The 21,039-nt window shown below is 72.7% G+C and carries 20 protein-coding genes and 3 pseudogenes; 13 read left to right on the top strand and 10 right to left on the bottom strand.

The features are described 5' to 3' along the window. Positions 1-13 precede the first annotated feature (13 nt). The 6 genes from QQY24_RS30265 to QQY24_RS30240 are packed head-to-tail and all read left to right on the top strand — an operon-like array spanning position 14 to position 5,523. Positions 14-949 carry a hypothetical protein gene (locus QQY24_RS30265; protein ID WP_301975882.1) on the top strand — a complete coding sequence of 312 codons (936 nt, stop codon included), beginning with the start codon at positions 14-16 and terminating at the stop codon, positions 947-949. After that, positions 946-1,761, top strand: a complete 816-nt coding sequence (locus QQY24_RS30260) for an alpha/beta fold hydrolase (protein ID WP_301975881.1) — start codon at positions 946-948, stop codon at positions 1,759-1,761. The genes QQY24_RS30265 and QQY24_RS30260 overlap by 4 nt, the downstream gene beginning before the upstream one ends. Next, on the top strand, positions 1,751-3,298 hold the full coding sequence (locus QQY24_RS30255; protein ID WP_301975880.1) for an isocitrate/isopropylmalate family dehydrogenase: 1,548 nt from the start codon (positions 1,751-1,753) through the stop codon (positions 3,296-3,298). Before QQY24_RS30260 ends, QQY24_RS30255 begins: the two co-directional genes overlap by 11 nt. Next, a complete protein-coding gene (locus QQY24_RS30250) occupies positions 3,298-3,954 on the top strand; it encodes a hypothetical protein (RefSeq protein WP_301975879.1) in 657 nt (218 codons plus the stop codon). Before QQY24_RS30255 ends, QQY24_RS30250 begins: the two co-directional genes overlap by 1 nt. Beyond that, positions 3,951-4,652 (top strand): RraA family protein, encoded by a 702-nt coding sequence (locus QQY24_RS30245; protein WP_301975878.1) that lies wholly within the window; start codon positions 3,951-3,953, stop codon positions 4,650-4,652. The genes QQY24_RS30250 and QQY24_RS30245 overlap by 4 nt, the downstream gene beginning before the upstream one ends. After that, entirely contained in the window at positions 4,639-5,523 is an 885-nt protein-coding gene (locus QQY24_RS30240) for a DUF6282 family protein (RefSeq protein ID WP_301975877.1), read from the top strand. The genes QQY24_RS30245 and QQY24_RS30240 overlap by 14 nt, the downstream gene beginning before the upstream one ends. Positions 5,524-5,863: 340 nt before the next feature. Here QQY24_RS30240 and QQY24_RS30235 read toward each other — a convergent pair whose 3' ends face one another. The 5 genes and pseudogenes from QQY24_RS30235 to QQY24_RS30215 form a co-directional block, all read right to left on the bottom strand. Then, entirely contained in the window at positions 5,864-6,787 is a 924-nt protein-coding gene (locus QQY24_RS30235) for a LysR family transcriptional regulator (RefSeq protein WP_301975876.1), read from the bottom strand. A gap of 168 nt (positions 6,788-6,955) precedes the next feature. Next, entirely contained in the window at positions 6,956-8,239 is a 1,284-nt protein-coding gene (locus tag QQY24_RS30230) for a multidrug effflux MFS transporter (protein ID WP_301975875.1), read from the bottom strand. Positions 8,240-8,680: 441 nt separating this feature from the next. Further along, positions 8,681-8,878, bottom strand: coding sequence for a 4-oxalocrotonate tautomerase family protein (locus QQY24_RS30225; RefSeq protein WP_145486504.1), 198 nt, complete (start codon positions 8,876-8,878; stop codon positions 8,681-8,683). 650 nt (positions 8,879-9,528) lie between these two features. Next, positions 9,529-10,188 (bottom strand): leucine efflux protein LeuE, encoded by a 660-nt coding sequence (gene leuE / locus QQY24_RS30220; RefSeq protein WP_301975874.1) that lies wholly within the window; start codon positions 10,186-10,188, stop codon positions 9,529-9,531. A gap of 50 nt (positions 10,189-10,238) precedes the next feature. After that, positions 10,239-10,501 (bottom strand): annotated as a pseudogene (locus QQY24_RS30215) (methylmalonyl-CoA mutase family protein); the annotation flags it as partial. Positions 10,502-11,153: 652 nt separating this feature from the next. Here QQY24_RS30215 and QQY24_RS30210 point away from each other — a divergent pair. The 3 genes from QQY24_RS30210 (at position 11,154) to QQY24_RS30200 (ending at position 14,541) form a co-directional block, all read left to right on the top strand. Then, on the top strand, positions 11,154-11,636 hold the full coding sequence (locus QQY24_RS30210; protein WP_301975873.1) for a GNAT family N-acetyltransferase: 483 nt from the start codon (positions 11,154-11,156) through the stop codon (positions 11,634-11,636). Between the two features lie 585 nt (positions 11,637-12,221). After that, on the top strand, positions 12,222-13,301 hold the full coding sequence (locus QQY24_RS30205) for a S1 family peptidase (RefSeq protein ID WP_301976398.1): 1,080 nt from the start codon (positions 12,222-12,224) through the stop codon (positions 13,299-13,301). A 739-nt stretch (positions 13,302-14,040) separates the two neighbouring features. Continuing rightward, positions 14,041-14,541 carry a GNAT family N-acetyltransferase gene (locus QQY24_RS30200; protein WP_301975871.1) on the top strand — a complete coding sequence of 167 codons (501 nt, stop codon included), beginning with the start codon at positions 14,041-14,043 and terminating at the stop codon, positions 14,539-14,541. A gap of 42 nt (positions 14,542-14,583) precedes the next feature. Here QQY24_RS30200 and QQY24_RS34895 read toward each other — a convergent pair whose 3' ends face one another. After that, positions 14,584-14,913: an SsgA family sporulation/cell division regulator gene (locus tag QQY24_RS34895; protein ID WP_367658024.1), complete on the bottom strand. Its 330-nt coding sequence runs from the start codon at positions 14,911-14,913 to the stop codon at positions 14,584-14,586. A 153-nt stretch (positions 14,914-15,066) separates the two neighbouring features. Continuing rightward, positions 15,067-15,633: a TIGR03086 family metal-binding protein gene (locus QQY24_RS30195; RefSeq protein WP_301975870.1), complete on the bottom strand. Its 567-nt coding sequence runs from the start codon at positions 15,631-15,633 to the stop codon at positions 15,067-15,069. A gap of 96 nt (positions 15,634-15,729) precedes the next feature. Between QQY24_RS30195 and QQY24_RS30190 the strand changes: the two genes are divergently transcribed. Together QQY24_RS30190 and QQY24_RS30185 are read left to right on the top strand one after the other, a co-directional pair. Further along, the gene (locus tag QQY24_RS30190) at positions 15,730-16,623 is read left to right on the top strand and encodes an alpha/beta fold hydrolase (RefSeq protein WP_301975869.1); all 894 of its coding nucleotides are present in this window, start codon (positions 15,730-15,732) and stop codon (positions 16,621-16,623) included. 440 nt (positions 16,624-17,063) lie between these two features. Further along, on the top strand, positions 17,064-17,480 hold the full coding sequence (locus QQY24_RS30185) for a hypothetical protein (RefSeq protein WP_301975868.1): 417 nt from the start codon (positions 17,064-17,066) through the stop codon (positions 17,478-17,480). A 45-nt stretch (positions 17,481-17,525) separates the two neighbouring features. Here QQY24_RS30185 and QQY24_RS30180 read toward each other — a convergent pair whose 3' ends face one another. After that, on the bottom strand, positions 17,526-17,882 hold the full coding sequence (locus QQY24_RS30180) for a hypothetical protein (protein WP_301975867.1): 357 nt from the start codon (positions 17,880-17,882) through the stop codon (positions 17,526-17,528). A gap of 299 nt (positions 17,883-18,181) precedes the next feature. Here QQY24_RS30180 and QQY24_RS30175 point away from each other — a divergent pair, with 299 nt between their 5' ends. Together QQY24_RS30175 and QQY24_RS30170 are read left to right on the top strand one after the other, a co-directional pair. After that, the gene (locus QQY24_RS30175; protein ID WP_301975866.1) at positions 18,182-19,258 is read left to right on the top strand and encodes an alpha/beta hydrolase; all 1,077 of its coding nucleotides are present in this window, start codon (positions 18,182-18,184) and stop codon (positions 19,256-19,258) included. Further along, positions 19,210-19,767 carry a TetR/AcrR family transcriptional regulator gene (locus QQY24_RS30170; RefSeq protein ID WP_301975865.1) on the top strand — a complete coding sequence of 186 codons (558 nt, stop codon included), beginning with the start codon at positions 19,210-19,212 and terminating at the stop codon, positions 19,765-19,767. Before QQY24_RS30175 ends, QQY24_RS30170 begins: the two co-directional genes overlap by 49 nt. Positions 19,768-19,852: 85 nt before the next feature. Here the strand turns inward: QQY24_RS30170 and fabI are convergent. Beyond that, a pseudogene (fabI, locus tag QQY24_RS30165) lies at positions 19,853-20,488 on the bottom strand (enoyl-ACP reductase FabI); the annotation flags it as partial. A gap of 39 nt (positions 20,489-20,527) precedes the next feature. Continuing rightward, positions 20,528-20,893: pseudogene (locus tag QQY24_RS30160) on the bottom strand (prephenate dehydrogenase); the annotation flags it as partial. Positions 20,894-21,039: the final 146 nt, after the last annotated feature.

Genomic DNA, 21,039 nt, shown 5'->3' with positions numbered 1-21,039 from the left:
CAACGGAGGAGACATGGTCACCAATCTTGATGTGACGCTGCGGGACGGGGGGTACAGGAACAACTTCGACTTCTCGCTGGAGTACGCCCTGCACCACGCCCGTGAGAGCGCCGCGGCCGGTGTCGAGTGGGTCGAGATCGGATACCGCAAGGGTTCCTTCAAGCCCAAGCCGGGCGTAGGACTGACGGGAGCCGGCGCCGACGACTACATACGGGCCGTGGCCTCGGTCATACCTCCCGAGCGGATCTGCATGATCCTGCACCCGAGGAACATCGAGGACGACGACCTCACCGCGATGTTCGAGGCGGGCGTGCGACTGGTGCGGTTCTGCCTGCCGTCCAAGGCGCCCGAACCGGGGCTGGCCATGCTCCGCAAGGCGGCGGACACCGGCTTCACCACCACCGTGAACATCACGCGCGTCAGCCAGCTCGACCGCCGGCGGCTCGTGGAACTCGCCACGCTGTCCGAGGACGCGGGCGCGGACGTGATCTACCTGGCGGACTCCAACGGCAGCCTGCTGCCGGACGAGGTGTCGCGGCTGGTCACCCTGGTGCGCTCGGTCACCGACTCCGCCACCGGCCTGCACGCGCACAACAACCTGGGGCTGGCCCTGGCCAACTCCATCGCCGCGGTCGAGGCCGGCGCCACCTGGATCGACTCGTCGGTCCTCGGCATGGGCAAGGGCCCCGGCAACCTCATCACCGAGCAGTGGCTGGCCTACCTGGGGCGCACCGGCCGGGCCGACCGCTACGACCTCGGCCGGATCCTCACCCTCGCCCACCGCATGGAGTCCGAGATCGCCGAGGCCAAGCCCTCACTGCCGCTGCCCGACCTGGTCCTCGGTCACTTCGACCTCTCCGTGGAGGAGCGGGGCAAGCTGCCCGCGGACCACATCGGCGCCGCCTTCAGCGCCGCACGCGAGCTCACCTCCAGGGCGGTCGCGGCGTGACCTCGCACCTCGCGACACCGGTGCCGGCGCGGACCACCGCGCCGGCACCGGCGGTCGCCGTGAGTCTGGGCGACGACCGGGCACCGCGCACCGCGTCGGTGCTCGCCCCCGTCATGGCCCAGTGGGACCGCGGCGCCTTCCTCGAACCCGTCGTGGGGGCGCTGACATCGACCGGCCACCGGGTGACGGTGTACGACACCCTGTCCCTGCTGCGGGACGGCGACGACCTGGCGGCGCTCGCCGGCCGGTGGGCGGAGATCCTCCGCGCCGAGGAACCCGATCTGCTCGTGGGCAACGCCCTGGGCGGCGCCGTCGTCCAGCACCTCCTCGCCCACCCGTGGACCCGCCGGGCCGACGTCGTCCTGCTCTCCAGCCCGACGGTGGCCGACGATCTGCTCGACGCCACGCTGGAACGCATCGCCGCCACCGTGGCGACACACGGCACGGCGGCGGCCCTGCGCCTGCTCCACGACGTGGTGCGCGGTCCGGCGGGAGCCGGCCCGGCGTCCGGAGACCTCCACCACCTCGTGGACGACCCGCTGTCCGGATGGCGACTGGCCACCGGGCTGCGCCTACTGCGCCACGCCGACGCCCGCCACCGCGTGGAGGCCTTCCCCGGGAGGCTGCTGCACGTCTACGGCACCCAGTCGAACCTCGTCCGGCGCCACCACCTCGCCGCCGGCCCCGGACACGAGTGCGTCGGCGTCCCGCAGGCGGGCATGCGCCCCCACGCCGACCAGCCGGAAGCCACCCGGCGGGCCGTCGCCGCGTTCCTGGAACCACCGCTAACGAAGAGGACCCATGACAAGTAAGACCGTCGCAGTGCTTCCAGGCGATGGCATCGGCCCCGAAGTACTCGATGCGGCCCTCCCGGTGATCGACGCACTGGGTCTGCCCGTCACCCTGGAACACGGGGACATCGGATGGGAGTGCTGGCGTACCGAAGGCGATCCGGTGCCCCGGCGTACCTGGGACCTGATCGGCCGCAGCGACGCCGTGCTCCTCGGCGCCACCACCAGCAAGCCGGGGCGCGAGGCCCTGGCCGACCTCGGGCCGGGCCTGCGCGAGCGGGCCCCCGCCTACGTGTCCCCGATCATCCAGCTCCGCCAGCGCCTGGACCTGTTCGCCAACCTGCGGCCGGTCGAGAACCACCTCGGCGGTACGCCGTACCGCTTCTGCGTCGTGCGGGAGAACACCGAAGGCCTCTACGCGGGCCTCGACTGGGACCGGGTGCCCGAGGAGCTGTGGCCACTCGTCGCCGGCCATCCCAACGCCCGCCGCAGCGGCCGCGACGCCACCACGGCCAGCGTGCGGATGCTCACCGGGCACGGCCTCGACCGCATCCTGCGCTTCGCCTTCGAGCACGCCCGCGCCCACGCGCACCACCGGGTCACCTTCGCCGACAAGCCGAACGTCCTGCGGCACAGCAGCGCGTTCGCCCGCGGGCGGCTGGAGGAGATCGCCGCGGAGTACCCGGAGATCGAGTACGAGATCCTCAACGTGGACGCCGTAGCACTGTGGATGACCCGGCGCCCCGAGCGCTTCGGCGTCGTCGTCGCCGAGAACATGTTCGGCGACATCCTGTCCGACCTCGGCGGCGGGGTGATGGGCGGGCTCGGCCTCGCCCCCAGCGCCAACATCGGGGAGAACGGCAACTACTTCGAACCGGTGCACGGCAGCGCTCCGGCCCTCGCCGGCACCGGCCGCGCCAACCCGCTCGCCGCCTTCCTCACCATCGGACTGCTGCTGGAGCACCTCGGGTTCGGCGAGGCCGCGGGCGAGGTGCGCAGCGCGGTGTCGCACGTCACGCGCCGCCGTGACCGGGTGACGTACGACCTCGGCGGCACCGCGACCACCGCGGAGTGCGCCGCGTCCGTCCTGGACGCCTGCCGTGCCGTACCGCGCGCCCACAGCGGCGCCGTCGTCACGGTCGGGGACGAGCTGCTGCGGGCCGCACTGGAGGACACCAACGCGGGCGAGGCCTCCCGCAGGCTCGCCGCCCGCGGTGTACCGGTCCGGATCCGGCATACCGTCGGCGACGACGAGGCCGCGATCGCGGACGCCGTGCGCGCCTCCGTCGGCCGGGACGACGTGGTCGTCGTCATCGGCGGTCTCGGTCCCACTTCGGACGACGTGACCCGGGCCGGAGTCGCCCGCGCCCTCGGCCTCCCGCTGGAGCACCGGGAGAGTGCCTGGCAGGCCGTCGTCGAACGGCTCACCCGTTTCCGGGTCGCCGTCCACGAGGACAACCGCCGCCAGGCACTGTTCCCCGCGGCGCGGACCTGCTGCCCAACTCCAACGGAACCGCCTGGGGCTGCCGCATCGATCTGCAGGGCACCACGGTCGTGATGCTCCCCGGCCCGCCGCGCGAGTGCCTGCCGATGCTCGACACCGTACTGCGCGACGGCCTCGGTCACCTTCCCGAGCCGGAGGCGGTCACCACGGTGTTCCGCCGTACCCTCGGCGTCATCGAGGCGGACGCCGCGGCCGCGGTGGACGCCCTCGTGCAGGACCTCGGGCTGAACGTCAAGCCCGCGTACCGCTGGCACTACCCCTACGTGGACGTCCGGATCGACTGCCCTCCCGACAGCGCCGCGGAACTCGCCAAGCGGCTCGACGAGGCGCTGGGGACGTGGGTGGTCACCAGCCGGGAACGCACCGCCGTCCAGGAGCTGGCCGTCCTGCTCGACGACCGCGGCCTCGCCCTCGACGTGGACGACCGCGTCACCGGCGGCCGGTTCACGGCGGAGCTTGCCGCGGAACGGCAGACGGCGCGGACCGGAACGGAGTCCGGCCGGATCCCCGTGACCCTCGACGCGACCTGGGACGGCGGCAGCCCGGAGCGCCGCACCGGCACCGTCCGTCTGCTGTGCGGCGTCGGCGACCGGGCACAGGAGCACACCCGTGAGCTGACCGTCCCCAACCGGGGACCGGAAGTCGCCGGGTACGCCGGTCACTTCGCCGCCTGGACCATCGTCCGCCGCCTTACGGAGGAGACCGCATGACCACCGCACCCGCCGTCCCCTTCCTGGGCGGCACCCTGCGCGCGCGTCTGGCACGGCTGGACACCGCGGCCCTCTCGGACGCGGTCGACAGTCTGCGGGCGGCGCCGTGCGTGCTGCCGGGCATCGCGGCACGCACTCCCGGAGCCGTGGCGTTCGGTCCGGCGTTCACCGTGCGCTACCGGCCCGTCGAGGACGACGGCACGTTCCGCAACGCCGCCAACTACCTGGACGACGTACCGCCCGGTTCCGTGGTGGTCGTCGACAACGGCGGCACCGCGGCGTGCACCAACTGGGGATCCCTGCTCACCTCCGTGGCACTGCGCCGGGAGGTCGCGGGCACCGTGGTGCACGGCTCCGTGCGCGACGTGCGGGAGACCCGCGAGACCGGGTACCCGCTCTTCAGCACCGCCGTCACCATGGTCAGCGGCAAGAACCGGGTGGTGCTGGACCGCACCGGTGTCGCCCTGGACATCGCCGGCACCGCCGTCGCCCCCGGCGACCTGGTCTTCGCGGACGACAACGGTGCGCTGCGCATCCCCGCCGGCCTGGTCGACGAGGTCGTCCGCCGGGCGGAAGCGGTGGAGCGTACGGAACGGCGCATCCGGGAGGCCGCCCTGGACGGCGCCCGGCTGGACGACGCCCGGGCCCGCTTCGGCTACGCGCGCCCGTGGGAGGAGGGGCACGATGACGCTCACTGACGTACGGCCCACGGCCACCGCCGAGCAGGCCGCCTTCGTCGACGTCCACTACCACGTCGGCCCGGACGCCTACGTACGACGGCACACCGCGGCCTCGGCCGGCGCCCGCTACGCCGAACTCGGCGGATGGGTGGTGCTGAAGAACCACCTGGGATCCACCGCGGCGCAGGCGTGGGAGGCCCGTCGGCAGGGCCGGCCCGTCTCGGGGTCGATCGTGCTCAACGACATCGCGGGCGGCCTGGACCCCCGGGCGGTGGAGCAGGCGGTCATCCAGCACGGGGACGACAGCGGTCTGCGCCTCATCGTCCATCTGCCGACGGCGACCGGCCGCACCCACAAGAGCCGTCTTGCACGCACCCCGGCCCACCCGCTGCTGGCCCGGGGCGGTCTGCGTCCGCTCACCGTCACCACCGGGGACGGCACGCTGCGCGCCGAGGTGCGGGAGATCCTGCACATGGCCCGCGACCTGCCGATCGTGGTCTCCACCGGCCACGCCGACGGACGCGAGGTGCGCCTGCTGGTCGAGGAAGCGGTGAAGCTCGACGTCCCCCGCCTGATGCTCAACCAGCCGGCCAACCCGATGACCGGTCTGACCTGCTCCGACCTCCTCGACATCGCGACGGCGGAACAGGTCTACACCGAGCAGACCGCGCTGACGCACCTGCTGGGCTACCAGGGCTGGGACGACTTCGCCGCCGTCCTCGCCCGTGTCCCGCGGGTCGTCTACAGCTCCGACCTGGGGCAGACCTCCCAGATGGACATCGGGGAGTGGATGGTGAGCAGCCGGAACTGGTTCGCACAGGCGGGCCTGGGCGAAGCGAGGGTCACCGAGATCCTGCGCGACGCGCCCCTGGGGATGCTCCGCGTGTGAGACGGCGGCGGACCGCGTTCCTCCGCCCGGGGCGGGCCCGGTGTCCGGGTCCGCCCCGTCGTCGCCCCAGCGGCCGGAGGGGCGAACGACCGGTGACCCCGAACTCTCCGGTGCGACGGCACCGGGAAGCGCCACCGTCACGAGCACGCCGGACAAGGGCGAGTCCGACGGACGCCATTCACAACCAGCCGTGCGACAAGTGGTGCAGTCGCCGGCGCCGGGAAGGGACCGGCGGCAGTTGACCGTCGGGCAGCCGAATGGTCACGGCGGATGGAGGAGTTCGGCCGCGCCGGCCGGGCCGAGCACCTGTGCGTCGGCGGGGGCCGGGACACGGCTTCGGTCAGGCCGATCGCCGCCGGCCCTCTCCCGCGACCTTCCGGCGCACCCGTCTGGCCGTTGCGGTGAGCAGTTCCAGGCGCACCGGGTCGGCGTTGTCCCGCAGCGCGAGGAACATCCGCATGGTGATGGGCTCCCCGTCCAGCGGGAGCAGCGCGATGCGGCGCGAGGACACCGTGTCGGCGGCCGTCGGGTACATCAGCGTCCAGCCGTCGGCGCTCGCGCCGATCTCGGCGAGGGTGTCCTGGAGCCTGGTGAAGGGCGGCCCGAAAGCGGGCTCGAAACCCGCCTTCCGGCAGGCTGCGAGAACGGCGTCGAAGAGCACCGGGTTCTCGGTGCGGGGCGCGATCCGCAGCGGCACGGCCGCGAGGTCGCTGAGGTGCAGACTCCCCCGTCCGGCCAGGGGGTGCGCGGCCGGGAGCGCGGCCACCAGGGGGTCGTACCAGAGCGTCAGGAGACGCAGTCCCGGAGCGCTTTCGACACCCCGGACGAACGCCGCGTCCAGCCGCCCGGCCCGCACCTCCTCCAGGCGGTTGTGGGCATCGAGCGTCTGGAATTCGAAGCGGGTGCCGGAGCCGGCGCCGGAGTCGGGCACCGCGTCCAGGAAGTCGTCCAGCCGCTGCCCCAGCGCGGAGCTGATCCCCACGCGGATGGTGGCCTCGTTCCGTTCGGCCAGCCGTTGGGCCTTGACGACGAAGGAATCGAGGGCCTTCAGCAGTTCGTGGCCCTCGGGCAGGAGCGCCCGGCCGGCCGCGGTGAGGGCGATGGTGCGGCCGGAACGGTCGAAGAGCTGGGTCCGCAGCTCCCGTTCCAGCCGGCGCACCTGCTGGCTGACGGCGGGCTGGCCGATGTGCAGCCGCTCAGCCGCCCTGCCGAAATGCAACTCCTCGGCGACGGCGACGAAGTACTGAACCTGGCGCAGTTCCACAGGATCCCCCAATCCCCAGAGCGGGCGGTTCCTGCGAAAGAAAGACGTGTCCACCCCTGTTGAAAAGTGGAATGTTCACCGTCGGAACCGCTCCGCGGGAGGAATCCTCGCACACCCGGCAGCGGCACCCGTAATCCGGGCGGGCCCGCTGCCGCCGCTCCCACGGCCTTACTCCGTGGCGGCTCCCTCCAATTCGACGGCCCGGGCCTTGCCGACGCGAAGTGCGGTGGTGTCCACGGGCACGGCGGCTGCCTGCCGGCGGGCCAGGGACAGGAACAGGGCGAAGGCGCAGACGCCCAGCAGCGCGGCGGCCAGGACGAACCAGCCGAGGGCGAACAGGTCCCCCGCCGGCAGCCGGCTGGAAAGGAAGATGCCCAGTGAGGCGGCCAGGAGCTGGAGCGCGCCCATCAGGCCCGAGGCCGAGCCGGCCGTCGCGCGGAACGTCGTCACGCCCGCGCTCATCGACAACGGCAGCAGGAAGCCGTTGCCGAACGTCATGACCGGCATGAAGACCAGCACCAGCAGGCCCCAGGGGGTACCGGCCCCGCTCAGGCCGAGTCCGAGCATCATCAGGGCACCGACGAGGAAGAACCCGTGGCCCGTCCACAGCAGTTGGTTGACGGACCGGGTGCGGACCAGGGTGCGCGAGGTGAGGTTGCCCGCGACGTAGGCGACGGAGACGGTGATGTAGCAGTAGCTGGTGGTCTCGGTGGCCAGCCCCATCTTCTCGAACACCAGGGGGGAGGCCGCCAAGTAGCCGAAGTAACCTCCGTACGCCACCATCAGGTTGACGGTGTAGGCCCAGAACAGCGGGCGGGTCAGCAGCTTCGGGTAGCCCCTGAGCGTGGCGCCCAGGTGCTTGCTGCGCCGCTCCGGCGGCAGGCTCTCGGGGATCGAGGTGGCCATCACCACGAGGGTCGCCAGTCCGGTCAGCGCAGTGACCACGAACGGCGCGCGCCAGGAGACGTAGGTGGTCAGGTAGCCGCCGACCAGCGGGGCGACGGACGGGGAGACACCGACGATCGGCATGACGGTGGCGAACATCCGGGCGGCCTCCTTCTCCTCGTAGAGGTCGCTGATCACCGCCCGGCCCAGCACCATGCCCGAGCCGGCGCCCAGCGCCTGGAGGAGCCGTCCGGCGCCGAAGACCTCGACCGTCGGTGCCGCGGCGCACACCAGCGAGGCGAGGACGAACAGGCCGAGCCCGGAGACGATGACGCGCTTGCGGCCGTAGGCGTCCGAGATGGGGCCGTAGACGGCCTGCGAGACGGCGATGCCGATCATGAACGCGCTGAACGTCCACTGCACGGACGCGACCGGGGTGCCGAAGGCGTGCGCGGTGGCCGGAACGCCCGGCAGGTTGATGTCGGAGGCGAACAGCCCGCCCGCGTTCAGTGAGCACAGTACGGCGAGCAGCACCGCGTAGGGCGTGCGTGTCGATGCGGTCTTCATGGCACGTGGCAACTTCCTCGGTCAAGGACGGGTCGGTGGGGGACTCACCCGGCCGGCACGCGGCACCCGTGAGCGGGCGTCGTCGTGCCGGTCCGCGGTCGGGCCCGGTGCGTTCCCGCCGCCACGTGCTGGTCCACGAGCCCGGCGTCGGCCGCGGCGGGCGCCGGCCGGGGGCGGCGCACGGTGAGGAGGCGGACCGGCCGGGTTGCGGATGCCACGCCGTACCGACCGGTGAACCGGCCGACGGCGGGCTGGGCGCACGAGCGACGGTGGCGGGGGGCGCCCACGGCGGTCCACCGGCCCCTGCCCGGGTGCGGGGACGCGGCCGGCACGCCCCCGGCGGGGAAGCCGTTTCCGGACGGAGAGGGGAGTGTTCGGTCCGGAAACGGCGGCTTGGCGGCCGGCCCGTCGCCCCCTGCGGCGAGGGACGGGCCGCCGCGGTCAGCGCTTGGCGGCGCGGGCGGCGAGCGTCTCGCCGGCGATGGACCAGCTATCGGTGGCGATCTCCTGCACGGTGACCCAGACGCTCTCCGGCTTGCTGCCGGTCGCCTTGACGTAGGCGTCGGTCAGCTCGCGGACCAGCTCGGCCTTCTGCTCGGCCGTCTTTCCGGGGGTCTGCTGGACGTGGATGAGAGGCATCGCGTTCTCCGGGGATCGAGGTGGTACCCATGACGTACGGTCCCCGTGGTGATGAGCCGGGAGGCCGTCGTGGAGTCCAGTCCAGCACCGGGCCCGGGACCGGCCAAGACGCAATCCACTCTGACCCCGATCACGAATCGTGATGATCGCAGGCCGGAATGGGTCTCTTGGTCGGGAGAAGCGGTTGGGGGCAGGTCCGGGACGGCTGGTGGCCGCCGACCGGGCGCGGCGCTCCTGCCGGCTCCCGGCGATGCCGCGGCCCGGCGTCGCCGAATCGGACGACGCCGGGCCGGACGTGAGGGGACGTGGTCCGTGGCATTGAACGAAGGGAAGGCAGCCGTGGGGAGGAAGAAGCCGGCGGCCGTGCCGAAGTCCGCGCCCTTCCGGGAAGACTCGATCGCGGTGTGGTCATGTCGGACGCGCCCGCGACGACCGGCCGGATCGTGCACCGCACACCGGGCAAGAAGGTGCCTCCGCCCCGGGACCAACGGTCCTGGGCAGCGGTCCGTGCCGGCCTCACCGCCCCGGAGCAGGAGGCACGGTGCCTGCTGTGGCTGGATCAAGTCCCCGGCTCCGCCGCACGCGAGCGGCCAGGACGCGCCCGCGCCCGGAATCGGACCTCACCTTGTCGGTCCTGTCCCAGCGAAGTGTCACGCGCCGGCCAGTGAGAGCTTCACCGCGAACCCGAGGAACAGCGCGCCGGCCGCCAAGGTGGCCGTCGCCGACAGCCGCTTGCGGCGGCGGAAGGCGGCGGCGAGGCGGGTGCCGCCGAATATCAGTGCGCTGAGGTAGAGGAAGCTGGCCAGCTGCGCGAAGGCTCCGAGGACGACGAAGGACAGGGCCGGATAGGCGTAACCGGGGTCCACGAACTGCACGAAGAAGGCGACGAAGAACAGGATCGCCTTGGGGTTGAAGAGGCTGACGACGAGGGCACGGCGGAACGGCCGCTCCTCGGTGACCGCAGTGGGCGTGGCGGGCGCGGCGTCCGCGACGGCCGGCTCCCGCCGGGTCCGCCACATCCCCCACGCGGCCCGCAGCATGCCGACCGCCAGCCAGGCCAGATACCCGGCTCCGGCGTACTTCACGATCCCGAACAGCACCGCGTTCGCCTGCAGCAGCGAGGCGACTCCGGCGGCGGAGAGGGTCATCAGCACGGTGTCCCCGCACCACACCCCGGCGGCGGCGGTGTATCCCGCCCGGACGCCGCGGCGGGCGGCCACGGACAGCACGTACAGCGAGTTGGGGCCGGACAGCAGGACGATCAGGGCGAGGCCTGCGAGGTAGGTGGGGAGATCGATGACGCCGAGCATGGCAAGGAGTGTTGCACGGGGTACGACATCGCGTCCGGTGCGGTTCCCCAGAACGCGTCGCCCGGCACGTGACTCCCCCACACGTCCCGCGGGCCTACTCCGCGGTGGTCCTCGCCCGCAGTGCGCCTTTCGTCGGGTACAGGACGTTGCCATCCCCCACCTCCTCCAGCGCGGTCAGGGCCAGGACCACGGCGCCGCGGGCCCGCCCGGCCCGCAGCCCGGCCAGACGCCGCGCCTGCCGGGTCTCGACACCCGGGACGACACGCAGCGGCCCGTAGGGTTCCTCCGCGTCCGGCTGGAAACGGTTGACGCCCGCCCGGGTGGCCAACTGCCGCTGGATCGTCAACGACGGACAGACCACGAACCGTGCGGCCTCGCCCAGGAGTCGGCCGCCTCCCAGGGGAAGCGCGCCCCACGGCACCCGCCACAGCTCACCGGCCGGGACGATCAGCGGGGCCCGCGGGCCCGAGGCGACGAGCACCGTGACCAGGGGTGACGTGAGCAGGGCGGACAGCGGCCGCGGATCGTCGGCCGTCAGCGCCTGGCGTTCCGTGGCCTGCTCACCGGATCCGAGTACGGGCAACAGGTCCGGCGCGGCCGGTGCCAGCCGGAAGCCGCGCACGGTGGAGCGGTTCCCCGGGGTGTTGCACGACCAGCACACCAGTTCCTCGTCCACGGGGTCGGTAAGGAGCCGGAGCGCATGGCGCCCGTCGGGCAGGGGCGGGGTGACCGGTCCCCGGTACGACAGCGGCACGGACGACCCGGACGACACGAGCGGCCCCCTCCCCGGTACGAACTCCACGAGGACCGTCCCACGCCGGTCAGCCAATGCGCCAACGCCCGGCACCCTGCTCATCCATGACCAGCAGCTTGCGGTGATCCGCCCCGGGGCGGTCATGGCGGGGGGCCGCCCCGCCCTCCGCGTCCAGTGTGAGCTCTCTTCACGGGTGCGTAACATGCTCCATATGCAGTCGAGTACGACGCCCGGGCGTGGTGAGATCGTCATACGGCGGGCCGTCGCCCGGGACGCCAAGCGGCTCACGCGACTCGTGCGCGGCTCGCGTGCCTACGAGGGCCAGTACGCAGCGATGGTCGCGGCCTACCGCGTCGGGCCCGACTACATCGAAGCCCACCAAGTCTTCGTGGCCGTCGACACCGATGATCCAGCGGGCCGGGTGCTCGGTTTCTACTCGCTGGTCCTCGTGCCGCCGGAGCTCGACCTGCTCTTCGTCGAGGATGGGACGCAGGGCCGCGGAATCGGGCGTCTGCTCGTCGAGCACATGCAGTCCGAGGCGCGCGCGGCGGGGCTGGTCCGCGTCCGGGTGGTGTCGCATCCTCCGGCTGAGGGTTTTTACCGCAGCGTGGGCGCGCTGTTTACCGGAACCGCCCGCGCGAACCCACCCGTGGTGGCGTGGGACCGGCCCGAGCTGGAATTTTTGATTCCGTAACTGCCGGCCCGGCCTCCTCGGACCTTTTCCATCCCGTGCTGCAGGGATGAAATGAGCTGTTCAGCGCGGGTGGCGACGCGGCAGAACCCCTCGGTCGTCGGCGTGGTGATCCCACCCGTCACACCGGCGGCCGAGGGGCTCCGTTGGTTCCGTGTCCTTCCGTGCTCGAGGTGCGAGCAGAGCCTGCCGGCCGGCACTCAGGCGCGCCGGCGAGTACCGGACTCCCGACGGAGCTCGGCGGACGGGAAGCACAGGGCGGGGCCGGGCACCTCGACACCGGACGGGCAGACGAGCACACGAGGCCTCGGGTGGGGACGGATTTTGGGTCGAAAACCCTTTCACCAAGGGCTTTACCCGCCTTTCAGCCCAACTTTCCTGCTCAATCTGCGGGTTGGGAAACACTCACTGGCATGCACCTGCCATTCCATCTCGGTCAGGCTACGCCGGAACTGATTTGAGAGCGCTCTCACCGATGGCCCGTACGCCTTTGGCACCCCCCGCAGAAAGGCCGACGTTGTGAGAAAGGTTTTGGCGGCCCGCGCCGGACTCGCCCTGCTGCTCCTTGGTGCCCTGGTCTCCGCCGGTATGAACACCGCCTCGGCGACTCCGGTGCGATCCCCTACGTCGGAAGCCCCCGCATCCGCCGACATGCTCGCCGCGATGCAGCATGACCTTGGCCTGACCAAGTCCCAGGCCGTGAAGCGGCTGGCCGCGGAAAAGAAGGCCACGGCCACTGGGTCCCGGGTCAAACGCCTCGCCGGGTCCGCCTACGGCGGCTCGTGGTTCGACCCCCGCAGCGGCACCCTGACCGTGGCCGTCACCAACAAGGCGAAGGCAGCAGCAGTCCGAGAGGCCGGCGCCACGCCCCACCTCGTGCGACATTCCCTCCGAGAGCTGAACACAGCGAAGAAGAGGATCGACGGGTACCCGGCACCCCGCGGAATCAACGGCTGGCAGGTCGACGAGCGCACCAACCGCGTCGTCGTCAACGTCAACGCCGCACAGCGCGCCGGCAAAGACGTCCGGGCCTTCCTCTCGCGCGCCGGCAAAGCGGGCCCGGTCACCGTCCGTGAAGAGGCTGGGACTCCGCGGACCATGGCGGCGGGCACGGTCGGAGGCGATCCGTACTACACCGGGAACGTCCGTTGTTCCATCGGGTTCTCCGCCTACGGCGGCTTCGTCACGGCAGGCCACTGCGGCAGCACCGGATCCGCGGTGTACGGCTGGGACCACTCCTACGTCGGCAACTTCCAGGGCTCCACGTTTCCGGGCAACGACTACGCCTGGGTCAGCGTCGGCAGCGGCTGGTGGACCGTACCCGTCGTCCCCGGCTGGGGGCAGGTCCCCGATCAGTTGGTCCGCGGTTCGAACGAGGCACCCGTCGGCGCCTCGATCTGCCGCTCCGGCTCCACCACGCACTGGCACTGCGGCGTGGTGCAGGGGAAAAACGTCACCGTCAACTACGCCCAGGGCGCGGTGTACTCGATGACGCAGACCAGTGTGTGCGTCGAGGGTGGCGACTCCGGCGGCTCATACACCAGCGGTGACCAAGCACAGGGCGTCACCTCGGGCGGATCCGGCAACTGCACCAGCGGAGGCCAGTCCTTCTACCAGCCCATCAACCCCATCCTGAACCGCTACGGTCTGCAACTCCACACCGCCTGACACACCACCCGGCACCGCACAACCCGTTGGGCTGCGACGGCTCCCGGCTCCCGCAGGCACCGTCGCAGCCCCGCCCTCCCCGTTCGCCCCACGCCGCTTCCGGGTAAGCGGAGCGCCGTCCGGGCGGGCGGCGGCCCGCACGTTCGTCCCGTGCCCGCGGTGTTTCAACGAAGAGTACGAATGCCCGCCGCCAGGCGGTCGGAAGTGAGGGGAGTGCCGTCCACCATGACGGTGTTGTCCCCGCCCAGGCCCGCCGGGGCCCCGTGCAGGCCCGACGCCCGACAGCCAGGCCCCTCGGCGGTCTCGTGCACGTAACGCCACGCCGTCGCCTCCGGGACTCGTCCTCGCGCAGGGCCAACGCCCGGAACCCGTTCCAGCGCAGGGCCAAGGCGGGCGGGACCTGCTCGAAGCAGTTCTGATCCAGGGCCGCACCGGTCCCCAGAGGCATTCCCACCGGCGCCCCGCCCTTCCCCCACGCACAGGCAACCGCCGGCACACGCACCGACGGGAGGCCCGCGGCCGGACACCGGCAGCGGCGCCAGGACCGCCGGGCGGACCGTTGTTCCCCGCCGTACGGCGAAAGCCGGGTACTGCCGGACTCTCACACCCCGCGCCCGGGACCGCTGTTCCGATGTCTGTTCACACGTGGATCGTCATGTGCCCTGCCCTGGCATTGGGGCTGTCCGCCACTGGCGGAAACCCAGGTGGCCTCGGTGCACCGTCTGGGTAGAGTCGGGCGGTGCCCGCGCTGAAGCAGCTGCATGCCGGTCATGCCACGGCGGTCCTGGCCTTCGAGCTGGCGAACCGCGCCTCCTTCGCTGCCCGGGTCTCTGACCGCGGCGACGACTTCTTCGGCCAGTTCACCGACCGCTACAACGCCTTGCTGGCCGAGCAGGAGGCCGGCACCTGCGCCTGCTACGTGCTCGCCGCCGAGGACGGCTCGGTACTGGGCAGGTTCAACCTGGCCGACATCGAGGATCACACCGCGGAACTCGGCTACCGGGTCGCGCAGCAGGTCACCGGCCGTGGCGTGGCGACCGCGACCGTTCGGGAGCTGTGCCGGCTGGGGGCGTCGCGGCACGGGCTGCGCACACTGCGGGCGGCCACCGCCCACGGGAACGCCGCGTCCCAGAAGGTGCTGACCAAAGCCGGGTTCGTCCGGGTCGGCCCGGCCGAACCGGACGACCTCGACGGGAAGCCGGGCAGCTGGTACCAGCACGACCTGGTATTCCAGCCGTAGTCCGGCCCGCGATCGTGTACGCCTGGAACGCACACCAGTTCCTCAAATGAATTCGACACCCACGAGCTGTGCATGAGGCCCGCTTCCATGCCCGGCCGGCCACCGGATCACCGACCGGGGCCGACGACCTCGGACTCGCGCCCACCGAGATCGACGGAGCAACGGCTCCTCAGGCCACACGGTCACATCACCTTGCCCCGCCCCGCGTTCCGAGCCGTCCCCGATCAGTTCCCGGGCGAAGGTCCGTACGGTCTCGTCGCTTGCTCCGGTCCGAATCCGCGCTTCGACGGCGCAGGGATCTGAGACGCGGTGGACCGACCGGGTTCGCGTGGCCTCCGTGAGCGCCTGGTGCTTCTCGTGGTGGATCTTCATCGGCGTGTCGGCACGTTGAACGCGGCCACTGTCCATCGTTGTGGCCCACAGGCGCACCTGGCCTGTCCCGCCTCACGGCCGGACGCCGCCCGCCGGTCGACCGGTGCCCCGGGCCGGCCGCCGGCCCGGGGCACCGGTCGACCGGCGGGCTGGTCAGAAGACCTGGCTGGACCACCGCTCCGGCACGCGGCCCAGCAGCAGGAGGGCCTCCTGCAGGGGGCCGGCGCCCGCGGGCACCTCCAGCGCGGGCGCGAAGAACGAGCCCGGCTTGCGGTAGTCGGCGTCCCGCGGAACCAGCCGGGCGACGCCCACCGCCGCCTGCAGGACCTCGTCCGGCAGTTCCACGTCGACGCCCAGCGCGACCGCCACGTCCCAGGCGTGGATCACGTAGTCGATGAAGTGGAAACCGACGGCCATCCGACCGGGGTAGTCGCCGCCCAACGGGGGCAGGGCGAACTCTCTGCCGGTGACGCCCGGCTCGGCGAAGGCCTCCAGCACGGAGGCCGCGGCCGCCCGGTGCAGCGCTGCGGGCTCGCTCGGGTTCTCGGACTCGCGCCAGTGGGCCGGCTCCTGCCCGGCGCCCCGGGCGGCCGCGGCGAATCCGTGGTGCTGTGCGGTCATGTGGGCCACGAGGCGGCGCAGGGACCAACCCGCGCACGGGCTGTCCCGCTCCCAGTCCTTGTCCTGCGCCAGGTCGACGAGGCGCGTCGCCTCCTGCACGGCGGTGCGGTCGAGCGCGACGATGTCCGGTTCGGTGTCAGTTCGGTGTGTGATCTGACGGCTCGAAACCCCTCAGAAGGGACTGCGGCACACGTGATGCCCGTCGGCGACAGCGAGAGCGCCCGTGCGGAACGCGTCGATCCGTACTGCCTGGAAGAAGGGGAGGCGGACCGGCTGCTGGCCGGGCACCCCTGGAAGCGGTTCGCCCTCTTCGAGGACAGCGTGGCGGAGGGGCTCGGCGACCCCGTGCCGGGCTACCTCGACCAGTCCTGGGCGGACCGGCTGGCCACCGCCCTGAAGCGGCACGCCCCCGGCATGACCCGGCCCGTGCTGCTCGCCCACGGCTGGCAGTCGCGCGGCACCTGCTTCGAGCACTTCGTGCCGGGGCTGCTGAAGGCCGGGTACAGCCCCGTCGCCTACGACGCACCCGGGCACGGCGACGCCGCCGGCGCCACCACGACGGTGCTGGCCTTCCGCGAGGTGATCCAGCACCTGGCCGACGAGCACGGCGCGTTCGAGGCGGTCATCAGCCACTCCGTGGGCGCGCTGGCCTCCGTGCTGGCGCTGCGGTCCGGAGTGCGGACCCGGCGGCTCGTCACGATCAGGCAGGTCGGGGAGTTCACCCACCTCTTCGACGAGTTCTGCGGCCGGCTCGCGCTGCGGCGCCGGGTGCGCGGCGAACTGCGCACCCGTGTGGAGCAGCGCCTGTTCCCCCGGGAGCAGGACCTCTGGCGGGACTTCTCGACGACGTACGCGTCCGGGCGGATCACCGTGCCGGTCCTGGTCGTCCACGACGGGCAGGACCGCGTGGTCGGCGTCGACCAGGCACGGAGGACGGCCGAGGTGTTCGGCGACCAGGCCCACCTGGTCACCACCCGGGGCCTCGGTCACCGCAGGATCCTGTCCGGTCCCGCCGTGGTCGAGAGCATCCTGGACTTCGTGACGGCGGCTCAGGACGGACCGGCCGAGGTGCCTGCGGCGAGCCGGTGAGCCGCCCGCCCCGGGCGGTGCCCTCCTGCGGGGGAACGCGCGGGCACGCGGCACGGCCGTGCCGCCCGGTGCGGCGACCGCCGCCGGTCTGCGCACCCCGGGCGGAGGAGCTGCCGCCGGGCCGGGAGGTCGCCTTCGCCACCGTGATGACGGCGGGTACGCGCCCGGCGCCCAGTTGCACGCCGGGCGCGGCACGGGGGAACCCGGCGTGCTCCGGCGGGGCGGAGGAGGCCCTCGTCGGCGTCCTGCGGGGCGTCCACCGCCTGCGCGCCGACGGCGGGCGGCGCACGCACCCGGACGCACGGCGGGTGCGGGGGCCCGCGCCACCGGGGGCCCTCACGCGTGCCGGCGGCCGGGCATGGCGGCGCCCGTACGGGGCAGCACACACAGGACCCGTGCGGGCAGGGGACGCACCCGGCACGCAGGGGGAAGGAGTACCCGTGGACTGGCTGTTCATCGTGAAACCCGCCGACACCGCCCCGGACGGGGGTGCCCGTGCCAGGGACCGCATGCTCGAACTCGCCGAGACCGCGCCGCGCCGCGAGTGGTGTCTGTCGCGGTGGCGGCGGATGGGCCCGGGCGACCGCCTGTGGATTTACTTCGCCGCGCCGCTGCGGGAGATCGCCGCGGTGGCCGAGATCGAGGACGAGCCGTACGAGGTGGCGGCCGGGCAGCGCCAGCCGTGGCGCTTCACGGCGAAGCTGGACGCGGCGGCGACCCGTCGGCTGCACCGCGACCCCGTCCCGCTGCACGCCCTGTCCAACCGGCACCCGCAAGGGGTCACCCGGGTGAAGGACGACGACCTCGGGCTGCTGCTGGACCACGCGGGGTGGGGACGGCGCGCCGGCCGTACCTGATGCGCGGGCACTCCCGGACCGAAATCCCCGTCCGAACGCAGGACCTCACCTCCGGGGTGCCGGTTGCGCGGACCACTCCCCGATCAGGGCCCGTGCCGCCTCCCGCGTCGCCTCCTTGTCGAAGTGGTCCGTCCGCCAGGTCGCCGAGTGCGGCTCGCCCCGGCCCCGGTAGGCCCGCATGATCCGTACGTGGTCGGGGCGGGCGACGAAGCCCCGCAGGTGCTCCTCGTCGCGCCACACGGAGACGGACCCGGAGCGCGGGCACGGGAGCCCGGGAGTGCTCCACAGCCACAGTCCGGCCGCCCCCTCGGTGCCGGCCCAGGTGCGGCGCAGCGCCATGCCGGTGACGCCGACGCCGAAGGCGGCCCAGGGGCGGTACGGAGCGAAGCCGGTGACGCTCACTACGGCCCCGCCCCCAGGTCCCCGCCCGGGGCCGTACGTCCGGCCGGGCCGGGCTTCCACGGAGCGAACCAGATGGACACCGGCATACGGCGACTCCTCTGCGGAACCGGGGTTCCGGTGGTCGGGACACGACTCGGAGCCATCCGGACCGGGTCCGCGCCGGCACCGGCGCCGGATCGAAGCTTCCGGGGCTTCCGGGACGCTTGCGGCTCTCGAAACTTCGCTTCGGGAATACAAAAAAGCACGATCGTGCGTGCTAATGTATCAGGCTTCCGATGCCGGACCGAGGAGCAGCGAGCGTGAAACCCACCGAGGCCGTCGCGAGCGCCGTCCTCAACGCCGCCTCCCTCGTCCCGGGACGGCTGGTGGGCAGGGGCGCGTTCACGTTGTTCCACATGCCGCTCGCGCGCAGCCGGCCGCGGTCCGCCGAGCGCGAACTGCCGGGGAAGGCGCACGTCGACCGCGTGGACGCCGGCGGCGGCAAGCACGCGGTGGCGTACCGCTGGGACGACGGCAGCCGGCCCGTGCTGCTGGTGCACGGCTGGCAGTCGCACGCCTCACGGCTGTCCGGCTTCGCCCCGGCTGCTCGACCGCGGCCACAGCGTGATCGCCGTCGACGCCCCGGCCACGGTGACGCCGGCGGCCGCAGCGCCACGATCCTGGGGTACCGGGACGTCGTCACCGCGCCGCACGACCGGTACGGCACGTTCGAGTGCCTGATCGCCCACTCGATGGGCGTGCCGGACTCGTTCTTCGGGCGGAAGCACGGGGCGGAGACGCGGAAGATCGTCACCATCAGCGGCGTCTGCGACCTCGACCACCCGGCCGAGGAGTTCTGCACGGAGCTGAAGGCGCGCGACCGGCTCAAGGCACGTCTGCGCGACGAGATCCGCGGGCGGCTCTTCCCCGACCTGCCCCTGGACGAGGTGCCGTTCTCGCTCACGGACATGCCGCGGATCGTGCGCGCGCCCCTGCTCGTGGTCCACGACGAGGACGACACCGGGATCGCGCCGGCCCAGGGCCGCCGACTGGCCGCGGCCTTCGGCGACCGGGCCCGGCTCGTCGTCACGAGCGGCCTCGGACACCGGCGGCGGGGCGGATCCGCGGGCCCTCGCCGTGGACTGATCTCTTCCGCTTCGTCGCACGTTAACCGCACGAACGTCTGTGCATTCGCTACACTGGAACCACCTCAACGGCGCCGGGAAATTCCGGTTCCAGGAGAGTGGGGGTGCTCATGGGCGTGGCAGGGACGCAGGCCGACGGCCGGATCGCGCGCGGAAACCAGACCCGCCGGCTCATTCTCAGACGAGCGGTGGAGATCGCCTCCGTGGACGGTCTCGCGGTGCTGTCCATGGGGCAGCTCGCGAACGAGCTGAACCTCAGCAAGAGTGGCGTGTTCGCCCTGTTCGGCTCCAAGGAGGACCTCCAGCTCGCCACCATCCGCACGGCCATCACGGTGTACCTGGAGCACGTGGTCCAGCCCGCACGGGACCTGCCGGCGGGCCTCGGCCGCCTGTGGCGCCTGTGCACCGGCTGGCTCACCTACTCCAAGGACCGGGTTTTCCCCGGCGGCTGCTTCTTCTACTCGGTCTCCGCCGAGTACGCCGCCCGCGAGGGCAGGGTCCACGACACGCTCGCCGCGGCCCGCGTCAACTGGTTCTCGTACCTGGAGCAGACCGCGCGGGAGGCGCAGCGGGCGGGCGAACTCGCGCCGGACGCCGACATCCCGCAACTGGTTTTCGAGATCGTGGCGTTCCTGGAGATGGCGAACGCCGAGTCCGTCCTGCACAACGAGTTCACGTGCTACGACAAGGCGGCCAGGGCCATCCTCAACCGCCTGCGGTCGGAGACCACCGACCCGTCGCTGCTGCCGGCCGCTCCGTAACGCCACGGCCGGCTCCGGCACCGGCGACCAGGGCGGCGGCCTGCTCTTCCGAGCAGGCCGCCGCCCTTCGTGCCCGCGTCCGCCGTCATGCCCCGATGACGTGCACACCGCCGTCGACGTGCACGATCTCCCCCGTCGTACGGGGGAACCAGTCGGACAGCAGGGCGACGATCGCGCGGGCCGCCGGTTCGGGGTCGGAGAGGTCCCAGCCGATCGGGGCGCGGGTCTCCCACACCTCGCGGAAGGTCTCGAACCCCGGGATGTGCCGGGCCGCCATGGTCTTGACGGGTCCGGCCGCCACCAGGTTGCAGCGGATGCCACGCGGCCCGAGGTCGCGGGCGACGTAGCGGGAGGTGGCCTCCAGGGCGGCCTTGGCCACACCCATCCAGTCGTACGCGGGCCAGGCCACACCCGCGTCGAAGTCGAGGCCCACGATCGACCCGCCGCGCTCGTCCATCAGCGGCAGGCACGCCATGGCGAGCGCCTTGAGGGAGTAGGCGGACACCTCGACCGCGGTCGCCACCGAGTCCCAGCCGGTGGCGGGGAGGTTGCCGCCCATCGCGTCCTGCGGGGCGAAGGCGATGGAGTGCACGACGCCGTCCAGGCGGGCACCGCCCCCCACCCGCTCCCCTATCCGGTCGGCCAGGCTGTCCAGGTGCCCCTTGTCCTGGACGTCGAGTTCGGCGAGCGGGGCCGGCCGGGGCAGCCGCCGGGTGATCCGGGTGGCGTCGAGCAGCCCCTGTCCGGCGAGCTGGAGGTGGGACTCGTCGCCGTCCAGCAGCCGGCCGGCCAGCAGGCTCGCGACCAGGTGCGGGGTGTGCGAGACGAGGGCCACCGCCCGGTCGTGCTGGGCGGGGTCCATCACCACCGGGCGCGCCCCGCAGAGTTCGGCGAGCGCCGTCACCCGGCCGACCGCCCGCTCACCGGCGCTGCCGGCCGGGGTCAGCACCCACGGCCGGCCGTGGAAGAGGTCGGCCAGCGCCGCGAGCGGCCCGGACTGCTCCCGGCCCGCCATCGGGTGCCCGCCCACGAAACGGGCCAGGTCGCAGCCCAGCTCCGCGGCCTCCCGCTGGGGCCACGCCTTGACGCTGGAGACGTCGGTGAAGTCCTGGGCCAGCCCGCGCATCTGCTGCTGGTGCAGGGACGGCGCGACGTGCTGCGGGGCACGGCGAGGACGGCCAGGTCCACCGGGGCGCGGGGCGCTCCCACCACCCCCGCGCCGAGGGCGGCCGCGGTGCGCGCGGCCCCGGGGTCCTCGTCGAGGAGGTGGGG

The sequence above is a fragment of the Streptomyces sp. TG1A-8 genome (genome assembly GCF_030499535.1).
GTDB lineage: Bacteria > Actinomycetota > Actinomycetes > Streptomycetales > Streptomycetaceae > Streptomyces.
Note: the sequence above shows the minus strand (reverse complement) of the source record. Positions and strands in the feature narration are given on the sequence as shown.